Genomic DNA, 12,879 nt, shown 5'->3' on the forward strand with positions numbered 1-12,879 from the left:
TTCTTGATTTTATATTTATCTTTGATCTGGGTTATCGGTGAGGTACTCATATATCTACTTTTTTGAATTTGCAAATACAAAAATACACCTGTAACCCTTCTTTTACAATACCGTTGCAACAAAGTCATTTAAACCCCATAATTCAATCCCATCCTGTAGGTTGTTTAATATTAGGATTAGCTGTGATCTCTCTTTGAGGCAATGGCCATACATTATGCTTAGGAGCTTCAAAGTTACGTTCTTCAACAACGACAAAACTCTGCGTATCAGGATTCCAAGCGCCTTCTACTCTACCGCGCATCGTTTGTACTCCAATATCCCATCTGCGTATATCCCAATAACGTACTCCTTCAAAAGCTAATTCGACGCGCCGTTCTCTACGATATAGTTCTCTTACCTTTTCCTGGGTATTATATATTGCTTTATCCATAGCAGGCATACCCGCGCGCTCTCTTATCTGGTTAATGTATTTCTCTACATCAGGGTCTTGCCAGTTCCCCGTTTCAATCAGGCATTCGACATACGAAAGCAATACTTCCGCATAACGGATAATCACAAAATCAAGCCTCCCTGCCCATGGTTCCGCTCTATCTTGTTCATCCGCGAATTTCTTCAGCCCATATCCCGAACGCGAAGCTCCCGGTTTTCCTACAGCGTCACTGCTTGAGGCATTAAAGGGCAGGTATGTATAACCTGAAATAGAGGTATTATCTCCCGGCAACAGAATAGTAGCATATAAACGGGGATCCCTCGGTTTATACAGCGGATTTTTTTCATATTCTTGTCTTTCAGCCGATGACAAAGATTGGATGGTTTGTCCATCAATAGTTTCGAATTCGTCAACAATAGATTTTATCGGATTTGTAGCTCCCTGACCGGTCAGAGTTGTAGACATCGACCTAAACCAAAATTCTGCCAGTCCCTCTCTCGTAAACAAAATACGTTCTGGGTTTTGCCTTCCTCTATAACGGAATAAATCCCTGAAGTTCTTGCCCTTATCACCATCTGTGGCGTCAGAATAATAGAGTTCGAATCTTCTGGAGCTAATTAGTTGGAATGCTGCGTCTTTAGCCTGACCATATTGTTTATATTGCAAATTTACTTGCATTTTTAACGCTAAGGCTATTGATCTGGACATTCTGTCCGAACGACGGCCTTCATCCCAAATGAATTCTGTATCAGTCGAATTAATCACATCATCAAATTCTTTATTTAAGAAATCCAGGCATTCTTGTACTGTGTTTCTTGGAAGATAAATTTCATCAGGAGCCAAAACCCGATCCGCAATAGGAATACCGTTTGTACCTCCGTAATAATATAATAATTGCATGTGATACCATGCTCTCCATACCCTTGTCTCGGCTTTGTACCTGCGTTTTTCCGCCTGATCGGTAAAGTATGCCCTATCGATATTTTCCAGCAATCTGTTGCATCTCCTTATCATCCTGTAATATTCTTGAAATATCATATCAATGTAACCACCGGTGGTCGGAGTATGCGAGCCGTTACCTATTTCCACAATCTCAGATCTGAAATTCGCCGAATGATACATATTATCGCTCATTCCTTCCATGTGCACAATACCCATATACGGCTCTGTATAGTGATAGGTTCCATGCGGGAATCTTTTTAATTGCCCGTATGCGTTCGCAACCTCGGTGATCGTAGTCCAATACTGATCGTCGCCAATGGCTGTGGGATGATCCCTTTCCAAAAAATCCGAACAACTACTTTGGGCAAGAAGCATGATTAACAATAGTATGCTTTTATATAAATTTTTCATTATTGATTTCATTTTACTTAAATATTATGATTATACATATTAAAAGCTCAGACTCAGTCCCGCAGAATAAGTTCTCAATAATGGATATGAAGTAACCGATCCTTTTCCTTCCGGGTCTATCAAATTATCTTTCGAGAATGTAAATGGATTTTGAGCATTTACATATACCCTGATTTTTGAGATACCTGCTTTTCTTAAAGACACTTGATCAAAAGTATAGCCAAGCTGTATGTATTTCACGCGGCAGAAACTGGCGTTGAACGTCCAATAATCGGATGGATGATGATTATTTCCGTATGAAGATAATGGCATCAATTTCGGGTATCTTGCCCCGGTGTTTTGCGGCGTCCAATAGTCGGTTTGTACAGTCAACGGTGTGGATCCGTCGCCTTCTATGGCTAATCCATTCGAATATGTCCCGCTGTAATACGCGTCTACCCCTGCCACACCCTGAAACAGAACTTCCAAACTCCATTTTTTATAATCAAGGTTGATATTGGCGAAATAATTAACATCCGGCTCGCGGTTTCCTTTTACCACACGGTCTTCAAGCGTTATTTCACCATCGTTGTCCTGATCCACATACCGTATATCTCCGGGTTGTTGATTTGGAAAAACGGAGACGCCCTGTTTAGGTATCCACTTTCCGTTACTTCCGAGGGTGAAATCACTTTCTTGTAATAAACCTCTTGTTTCATACAGATAATCGCTGTTTATGGGATAACCTACTTTTTGTATAGTGGAGCCGTTATCGTATGGTTGGCCAAAAAGGCTCAATATTTTATTTTTATTTTGGGACAAACCGGCATGCACACTGAAACCAAAATCTTTATATTGCTTACCATAATTCATATCAAGTTCCCATCCCCTGTTCCTTACGTTTCCGGAGTTGATATAGGAGGATTCAATTCCACCTATCCATGAAAGCGGCGGTAAAATAATCATATCCTTGGTTTCCTTGTTATAATAATCAAATGATAATGAAAAGTCTTTGAGCAGTGTTATATCAGTACCTATGTTAAACATGTGAATTGTTTCCCATGTGATATTAGGATTACCGTAAACCGTTTCATTACCGTTACCGGCGTTGACTAACGACTGGTATCTGTATAAGCCGATGTTTTCATTCCCGAGAAGCCCGTAAGAAGTGCGTATTTTGAAATTGTCGAAAAAAGTCAATGGTTTCATAAACTTCTCGTTGTGAACATTCCAACCTGCGGCTATCGAAGGAAAATATCCGTACTTATGACGTTCACCGAAGCGGGACGAGCCGTCTGCGCGTATGGTAAATTCCAATAAGTAACGGCTGTCGAATGTATAATTGGCTTTAGCATAAAACGAGCGTAACGCGTATTGGTCAAAATCCCCCGTATTTGTAAGCTCCTGATTATATCCCCCGATAGCGAACAACCTGTGTGCACCGGCTTCATAAAGATAATCCAGTGTTCCTCCCAGATAATAATAGCTGCTTCTTGATTTGCTGGCGTTATTAATCGCGTTCCATGTGTAAATCAATGCGTCGGAATTATAATCAAAGAAATTATAGGACCTGCGTCTTTCATTTTTCGCGGCGCTACTTACCTGGTATGAATATTGACCTCTTAGGTTTAGATCTTTCGCTATAATCCAGTGAGGTTGAATATTGATGCTGACATTATCTTCCAGTTCTTCCATGTGTCCGCCTCTTTCGATTAAGGCCACAGGGTTTCTCATTTCCATTCTGTTGCCATAATAGACAATATTACTACCGTCTTTCATTGGATACTTGCCCACAATATTAGGAGGGGTAGAGAACATCAGGTCTAATATTTTGCCGGAATACTCGTCAGCCCTGTACATGGCTTCGTCGCGTTCGCGTCTGTACGAGTTAAAATCCATATTTACACTAAGGTTTTCAGCTAAATTCACAGATGTATTGGCGCGTATATTCAACCTGTTGAAATTAGTGTTTTCAATCAACCCCTGTTGATCCTGATAGTTGACCGTCAGAGCAAAACGCGCGACACTACTACCTCCTGAAACCGATACGGAATGACTTTGAATAGATCCGTCTTTATATATTGTCTTAGTCCAGTCGGTACTCGGATATCCTATAGGGTCTGATCCCTGACGTGTGGTTGTGATAGCTTCTTGAGTATAAAGAGCGGCTCCTCCGTTATTTATATTGGCTACGTTGGCCATCTCCATATAGGTTGCCGCATCGACGAATTTTGGCAAATAAGTTGCTTTTTGCACGCCATAGTAGCCATTATATGAAACCATTACTCTACCCGCTTTACCGCGTTTAGTCTTTACAACCACAACTCCATTGGCTGCCCGGGCTCCATATATCGCGGCGGCGGCGGCATCCTTCAGTATCGTCACATTTTCAATAGTCGTCGGATCCAGATTGTTCAGATCCATCGGAATGCCGTCTACTAAAACAAGAGGGTTGCTTACTCCATTTATAGTTGCTATACCTCTTATCTTCAGTTCGGCGGCGTCAGCTCCGGGCATACCCGAACCTTGTGTGGCGGTCAAACCTGTGATTCCTCCTTGCAAAGCTTGGGAGACTGACAGTATAGGTTTATTCTCCAGATTGCGTGAAAGGTCCAGCGTCGAAATAGATGAAACAGTATTAAGTTTTCTCTCTTCTGTCATACCTGTTACAACTATTTCATTCAACGCTGCGACTTCTTCTTTTAGTGATACATTCAAATTTGTCATTTCACGGCTGATTACAATTTTGTAAGGACGGAATCCGATAAAGCTGAATACCAATATATCTCCTTTATTAACTGTGATCTTAAAATATCCATTTTCATCGCTCATAACAGCATTGGTGGATTTTTCTACAGCGACACTTACTCCAGGCAAAGCGACAGGTGGCTCGCGGTCTTCGAATATACGCCCTTGAACAGTTATTTTTTCTATTTTTTCAGAAATATTATTATTTTTATTTACATGAGCCGAAGCTCCTGATTGTGCAATAGAGTAATTACACACAAATAAGAGTATAAAGACTAAATAAAATCGTGATATTTTCATATTCTTCTTTTTTAAAATAAGTTTTTTCATGGCTTTTCGCTATTACATTTCATTAGAATTTGGGTTTAACATAATTTTTAGTTTTTCATAAGCATTTGTAATATTAGTTTTATACATAATTTCGTAATATTAGGCAATATTAAGGAAAATAAAGCTTATTTGATGTTCAAAATTGATTCGATTTTTTCTGTTTTTCGACAAAAACTATTTTTTCAATATAAGACAGGGGCTTTTTACTCTAAAATGAACAGGCAACCACTTCCTCCCTTTAGTTCCTTCACATAGGTATTTATATTATTTTCTGCTTTTGCAGGAGATAACACTTCCTTTAATCCACTTTCCTGATTTATATAGTATAGTTTCTTAGTTACTATATCTGACATGTTAATTGAAAAGTTTACTTTTTGAGTAAGAGTCTCTGCTAATTCATGATTAGGCGAGGTAAGAGCATTTGTAACCATAAAACATTGCACGTCAAGATGTGTAAAGAAACCGGGGTCACCTTTCTCTTCTTCCGGAATAATGTCATAAAAGCCTACATACAAATCTGCGCTTTTACCGGGTTCAGCCACTAATTCAGCGCCGATACTATTTAAAAACATTTTATTTGGCAAAAAATCACCTAATCTGGATGGTTTACCTTCTTTGTATGAATTGTCTCCGCTTACATAACGGACGTCTCTTGTTTTTAGCCGTACCAGATAATCGCTAATGAATTTGCTTTCTTCGTTACATTTATTGGTCCATTGCATATATTTAGTAGAGTTTCCCGGCATACCTCTTTGAAGAAGCAAGGCCCAATCTGTCGGATGCGTCTGCCCATCTATTTCATTTCCCTGAAGATAACGGAACCAGTTTAACCACTTTCCTCCCATAGTCCATGTCAGATAGTAATAAAGCCGGAGTTGTGATTCGGTGAGTTTATATACGCCGTCTATAGCAAATCCTTGTATATATTGTCCGAATGCAATTCCACCGGTTCCTTCCAGAGCCAAATTACGATACATCATCAAATGATTTGCCATATCTTTAGCTCCTTTATAATCGAGTGGCTTTTTGTGGTCGAAATAATACCAGTCGTATGTAAGTAAATCGGGCTTAGCGTCCTTTACATAATCGCGTAATTCATTTTCAGTCCATTGTCCCGGGTATTGGTTATTGTGTATTAAAACGTCCGGGTAATGTTTTCTGGCTACACCGTACCATTCTTTCAGATAATTGACAATTTCTCCGGAATAATGCTCCTCATCGCCAAAACAGACGCTTACCAGAGTGCCCAAATATTTTTTTTGTTCGGATGTTAAAAATCCCACTTTCTTTTCGTTATCTGTTGGCGCTTTCTTTAATTGGTCAGCATGTGGAGCTTTAGCTATCGACCATTGACTATTCGGAAGATCCTTAAAAAACGAAGGGTTAAATAAAGGTGGCCCAAAGAAAGTCGGTGCTGTAAATCCGGTTTGCGCCCAATCGGATGACAACATTTTATAAGCGGGCTGCTCTGTTTTTTGCCCTAATTCTAAATTCTCTGTTGCTACCCAACATTGAATTTGTAGGCCATGTTTAATCAATATCCTGTTTGCCCTAAAAGGTTCCGGCATTGCGGATTCTTGTTCCGGATCAGGAACGGGAACGATTGATTCAGTACTACTTTTGTCTGAACACGATAATTGATAAAATGGCAAAAACAAAAATAGTGGAAGGATTAGATATGTTAGTGCTTTTCTATGATTCATAACTTTTCTTTTTGTATTAGATAACAGATGCAAAAGAATGAAACATTCCGCTATATTATGTTTAAAATTCAACTATCTATTTCCATTTTTGCACAAAAAACATTTTTGAAATTATTTATATGAGTTCTTTTGCCGAGATGTTTCTATATTCCGGTATTTGATGAATGATCTTTCTTCTCAAAAAGATCATTACGATACAGTGAAGGCGTGGTTCCGTAAATTTTCTTAAATACTGTACTGAAATACCGTTGATTAGTAAACCCTGTCTTTTCAGAAATGTCTTGTATCGACAGGCTCTTATTTGATAAAAGTTGTACAGCTCTCATCATTCTGAATTTATTAATATATTCTCCAATGCTTATATCAGTCAGAAGTTTTAGTTTTGTATTAAGGGCTGAACGGCTCATTGCCATATTCCGGGAAATAAAATTTACATCCAGTCGTGGGTCTTCAATAGTTTCATTGATTATAGCATTTAATCTTGTAATAAATTGCTCATCAGCATTGCTTATTGTTTCTTCTTTAGGAGATAATATGCAATGCTGCTTGTATTTCTGCTTAATATATTCGCAATTCATTAATTGATTTCTAAGTATTATCAGTAAGAAATCAACATCAAAAGGTTTTGGAATATACATATCAGCACCCAATTTGTATCCTTGTTTGGTATTCTCAGAATCAGTCCATGCTGTAAGCAGTATAATGGGGATATGGCTTATTTTGAGATTACTTTTAACCTGTTTGCAAAATTCGAATCCATTCATTTTAGGCATCAGCACATCACTTACTATAATATCGGGTAAATTATGAAGGGCTATATGCAAAGCCTTTTCGCCATCTTCGGCCACATATACATGTTTGAAATGTTCCCTTAGCGTATTTTTGAGATAAGTTCTTAATTCGGGCTCATCCTCCACGATCAAAACAGAATATTTATTTATGGTGAAATTTTCATCATTTACATTTTTAATTTTATCACTCATAAACAATTCATTTAAAAATGATCCGGGTATGATATGAGTAATCTGATTCTCTAATGGTAAATCATAAAAAAATGTTGCTCCTTTTTTTTCATTATTGAATGCTCCAATCTTGCCTCCATGCATTTCCACAAGTATTTTGGAATAGGACAAGCCTATACCTGTACCTTTATATCCGTGGTCACCCTGATAGAAACGAGTAAAGAGATTTGAGATATCACTTTCGCTCAATCCGATACCCTCATCCGATACAGACACTCGAAAATATGCACCTCTGACAGATGTAGAAATAGTGATAGCTGTATCTTGTCCACTAAATTTTATGGCATTCATTAATAGATTAGATAAAACTATTTCACATTTGTCAGAATCAAAAGGTACTTCACACTCTGTAGGGAATAGGGAAAATTGCAATATTATCCCATTAATTTCCAACTCATTTTCAAAATGAATTGCTATGCTTTTAATCCATTCATTTAAATTATTTTTACTGATATTAACCCTTTCTCCTCCCATTTCCATCTTATGTACATCCAGAGTCATATTAATTATCTGTTTTATACGATAGACTTGGCTCAATATACTGTTCAATATTTTATTATAACTCTCATTCTGTATACTTCCTGAACTTAAAAGTTGCTTCAAAGGTGAAAAGACCAGAGTCAGAGGAGTCCGCAATTCGTGGCTTATGTTGATAAGAAAACGAACCTTTTCTTCATATGTTTTCTGTTCGTGTTCTTTCATTGCCCAAGCCATTTTTCTTTCTTTATTTTTTATTGTATACCAGACTGATAGCCCCACGAAAATCAATATAAATAACAGGGAAATAAGGCTAAACCATGTTGTTTTCCACCAGGGAGGAATCACTTTAATTGCGAATAACTGTACAGGTTCGCTCCAGTCTCCATTATTCTTCATACAAGATACTGCTATAGAATAATCTCCTGTTGCAAGAGACGAAAATGATATGGTATTGTTCATTACCTCTATTATCTCTATTACCTCTTCTTGTTCTCCTTTTATATAGAACCGGAACATTTTTTTGCACATCAGGTCGCTCTCTTTTATCATTACTTTTGCGCTCAGAGATGTGTAATCCCACGGAACAGAGATAGTATTATAGCCATCCGTTTTTTCTAAACCAACAGAGGCTCCATCCAGTAATATATCTAACAAAGTAATAGTAAAGGTTTTATTTTCGGAAAAAGAGAAATTATTCTCTATATATAGTAACCCTTTGGTTCCCGCAATGAATATATCACCCAATGAACTTAGTAAAGTTGAAGTTGATATATATTCATTTGGAGAGACCCCATCAGCTTCTCCCACCAATATAACTTTATCCTGTACAGGATCATATATATACATGGCATTATGGGTACCCACCCATAACCGTCCTGATTTGTCGAAAGCCAGAGCGGTAGATCCAACTAACAACTCATTTTCAATACGTTTTAGTTGCCTCTGAATGAGATTATAACTATAGAGTCCCATTGTAGTTCCGATCCAAAAATTACCTTTTGTATCTATACATACATTAAGGATCGTACCGATAGAACCGTCTGAAGAGTAAATTTTATTTATTTTATTCTGAATATGATCAATTTCATAAATTCCATATGGATTCCGCAAATAGCTTACATATCGGTTGCCCTGAATCAGGTTGAGTGAAACGAACCCGGAAGTATTACCCTCTATATCTGTTACAGGCTCCAGCTCTTTTTTTGATTGGTTATATAACCAAACATTATCTGTATATAAATAAAGATTCTCACTGTCTATTTTGTTAATATTTACAGATTTACCAGACCGGAACAAAGTTTTGCGCATATCTTCGTCCATTATCGTATATTCACGAAGAGTTCCATTTTTTTTATTAAAAAGATATAGGCCATCATCAAAAATAGATAATAAAAGTTCGTTTTTATTATGTCGGGTTATAGATACAACTTTTGAGTTGTAAGTCGACGGATAATGTTGGAAAAGATTGGTTTTTGGATCGAAACGGTTAATCCCTCCACCATCTGTACCTAACCAGATAAAGTTATCATTATCTTCAAATATTGTATTTACAGTCTTATCACTCAATCCATAATTCGAATTGAAAGGAATATCCTTATAGGTTTTTATAAAGATTTCTTTCATACCTATCAGCCCTCCTCTTATACTTCCTATCCATACATTATTTCCAGGGTCATTGTAAAGGCACATCAGTGAATTTTCGGGTAGTGAATGCACTTCACCAGGCATGTGCATCATACCCTGTACTTGGCCTGTGTGTAAATTGTAGATATTGAGCCCTCCACCATCTGTTGCTATCCACAATTCATCCTTGCGTTGTATGATTCCTTTGACAACATTATTATTGAGAATATTTTTAGTTGAGAAATGCTTTTCTATTTTTCCTTCTTTGTTATAACAAATTAATCCTTCTCCATAAAGTGAAATCCAAATAGAACCGAATGAATCGATAAACATGGTTGTTATATTTTTATAAGGTATATAAGCAAAGCGTGTAAGCTTTCCGGAGGCAATATTATAACTCCAGACACCGTCATATCGAGAGGAAAGTAAAATCGTTTTCTTTTCCTTGTCGTATATACAACAGTTATCCACATAAACAGAAGAACCATCCTCTATTATAAATGGCAGTAGAGAAATAGATTCATCTGAATAGCTGTATTTATAGGCTTTATTACTTGCGAAGAAAATTACGCCATCGTCAACTAAAAGGGAACAGCGTGCAACGATATAGGAGGCCTCAAATAAAATATGTTTAAAACAATTATTGTGCCTGTCATATAAAGCAATTCCATCCGAAGTTCCAATCCAAAGATTTTGGTTATCATCCTCCGTGAGGAAAATAATTTCATTGGAAGGGAGGGATTGGTTATTATTATTTTCGTAATAAAAATTACGCATCTGCTCTCCATCGTAACAGTTCAACCCAAATCTGGTTCCGATCCATATTATTCCCTTGTGATCTCTTACTATGCACGCTACTGTTGATTGGGATAAGCCATCTTCCAGTGAGATCTGTTTGAAATAGTAGCCAGAAAAAGCTGAAACTTGGAAATTCACAATCCAAATTAATCCCAAAAATAAAAAACAAAATAACTTCTTCATTGAGGTATTCTAATGAATTGTATATACAAATATATTTACATTTCTCAAAATAATAAGTAGTTCAACAAAATTAATTTAAATAGACATTATATTCAATAAAGTTATATATGGTTCAAAATCAGTGAAATTGAAATTCTGAAATTATGCAGACCGCAAGCAATAAGCATGACTAAATCGTCAAAGCCAAACTTGCGGCATCTGAGACGCTCTTTGACTGTTGCGACATTTTTTGACTTCGCCGATGGCATGTTCAACAAGAATGCGAAAGCTGGATATTTGCCATAAGTGGTCGGAAGAAATTTCGATCACTTTTTTATCTACGTTTTAAAGAAAATGGAAGGGTCTCCCCCACATTCCACGACAATCATTGATATCATCAGATTTCTGATTTCGATAGTAAATCTTCGTTTAGCTGTTTTATAACCAATATTATTGGCATGTTTGTATATCAAGATAAGCATTGCAACAATCAAAGTCATATACAGCATTACTTCTATTCCATTTTTGTTTAAAGAAACAAGATGGCTGGTATTAAGTTTTTATGTGTAGATATAAGTAGTCTCCGTTATCGACACAGGCTGTGAAATATATGAAATGCAGGCCAGCCGCCTGCCGGAAGAACCCCAAAAGCCTGAGCCGGAACAGTTCGCATCGGAAGCGGAATACCGGGAAGCGGAAGCCGGATACGAATCGAGGCTGCAACAGTACCGGGCCAGTTTCGCGCAAATAGAGGAAATGGTCGAACAGGGAAAAGCGCAGCTTTTAGTCGATGTCAGCAGGCACAGGCCGGAGCTCTGCTACCGGGTTATCCCCGAAGCGGAAACAAGCCTTCATAAGAATGAAGAAGATACCGTTGAAAAGCTCCGCAGGCAGGATATACGCAACAAGGAGATAGCTATCGAAAAAGGCGTGGAGGAAGTAAAGCGCTATGTAAAAGAAAGCGTTATTCCCGCGAAGGACTTTTCACCGCGCGAGCAGGAACTGCTTTACTTTATCATGTTGGCCTTCCTGCGCAAAGAGAATTACGGGATATTCGGCATTGAAGACAGGCAGGCAATGACAGACGAGGAGAAGCTGGAACTGGTAGCCTTCCGGTCTATAGAGCAGGAGAACGTTATCCGGCGTGACTTTATTATCCATGCCCTTTCACAGGCTTCCGGCGACTGCCTGAAATCCAGGCTGCTGCTCGAATTCGTGGCGATGCATTTCCCGAACAAGGTTACCGGGATAAAGCAGCAGTGCAATGAAGCCTACCGGAAAAAGCATGAGCGGATAGAGGAAAGAATCTTACAGTTGCAGCCGTATAATAGTCAAGGCACGGAAGACGCAGACGCACCAGAACCGGAAACGTTCGACAATCCGGATATGGACGATATACCGTTGTACCCCGGACTGCCCGAACAGGCTCAAATCGGTGAAGTACCGGACGATGACGGTGAAATCATGGAAGCGGAATATGAGGAAGCTGCCGCCTGATACTACTGCCTTATCCTGAAAAATACCCTGCGACAGCAAAAGAAACTGTGTGCAGGGTATTTTCGTAAATAAGGGATTATCTGATTGCCAAATTCATGGTTTTTCCATACCTTTGGCAGGATAAAATGAGTTATTTGTCGTCATGCAAAACACAGCAGGCCAGTGCGTTAACAACGTTACTTGTTCGTTACCTGTTTTTATATAAATATTGTGTTTCAGTTAGTTAGATGGGGATATTACTTTTAACTAAAAAGTGACAAACTACTACAGTTAGCAGTAGTCAGTAGTCGGTAGTCAGTAGTCAGTAGTGAGCGCTCAGAACTTAAAACTCATAACTTTTTAACTCCTGCTTTTCGTTTTAACTAAAAAGTAACAAACCTCTACAGTCAATTAGCCATTAGCTGTTAGCCGTTAGCCCTTGCTCGCGCGGCTACCCCCTCTTTGTCATCCTGACCGCAGGGAAGGATCCCGACCTCCGAGAAACAGGAGATGCTTCCTGTCGTCAGCATGACAAACCAGAATTTAACTAAAAAGTAACAAACTTCTACAGTAAACAGTAGTCAACAGTTATCAGTCATCAGTCATCAGTGAACAACTTGTACCTTGTACCTCGTATCTCGTCTACTCGTATCTTTTTAACTAAAAAGTAACAAACTTCTACCTTTAATTAGCCATTAGCTGTTAGCCGTTAGCTTATAGCCTTTGCCGCTTTGCGCCATTGTTGACTGTTGACTGTTACTGTCGCTTCGCGCCA

At 38.3% G+C, this 12,879-nt stretch carries 5 protein-coding genes; 1 reads left to right on the forward strand and 4 read right to left on the reverse strand.

Annotated elements, in window-relative coordinates; translation table 11 throughout:
* Nucleotides 1-142 precede the first annotated feature (142 nt).
* From ACYPZI_RS12280 to ACYPZI_RS12295, 4 genes are all read right to left on the reverse strand, one after another.
* The gene (locus tag ACYPZI_RS12280; RefSeq protein WP_459602012.1) at nt 143-1,783 is read right to left on the reverse strand and encodes a RagB/SusD family nutrient uptake outer membrane protein; all 1,641 of its coding nucleotides are present in this window, start codon (nt 1,781-1,783) and stop codon (nt 143-145) included.
* A gap of 39 nt (nt 1,784-1,822) precedes the next feature.
* Nucleotides 1,823-4,810, reverse strand: a complete 2,988-nt coding sequence (locus ACYPZI_RS12285) for a SusC/RagA family TonB-linked outer membrane protein (protein WP_459602014.1) — start codon at nt 4,808-4,810, stop codon at nt 1,823-1,825.
* Nucleotides 4,811-5,043: 233 nt separating this feature from the next.
* A complete protein-coding gene (locus ACYPZI_RS12290) occupies nt 5,044-6,543 on the reverse strand; it encodes a hypothetical protein (RefSeq protein ID WP_459602016.1) in 1,500 nt (499 codons plus the stop codon).
* A gap of 143 nt (nt 6,544-6,686) precedes the next feature.
* Entirely contained in the window at nt 6,687-10,604 is a 3,918-nt protein-coding gene (locus ACYPZI_RS12295) for a hybrid sensor histidine kinase/response regulator transcription factor (protein ID WP_459602018.1), read from the reverse strand.
* Nucleotides 10,605-11,384: 780 nt separating this feature from the next.
* Between ACYPZI_RS12295 and ACYPZI_RS12300 the strand changes: the two genes are divergently transcribed.
* Nucleotides 11,385-12,125, forward strand: coding sequence for a hypothetical protein (locus tag ACYPZI_RS12300; protein ID WP_459602020.1), 741 nt, complete (start codon nt 11,385-11,387; stop codon nt 12,123-12,125).
* Nucleotides 12,126-12,879 lie beyond the last annotated feature (754 nt).

The sequence above is a fragment of the Dysgonomonas reticulitermitis genome (assembly GCF_054601275.1).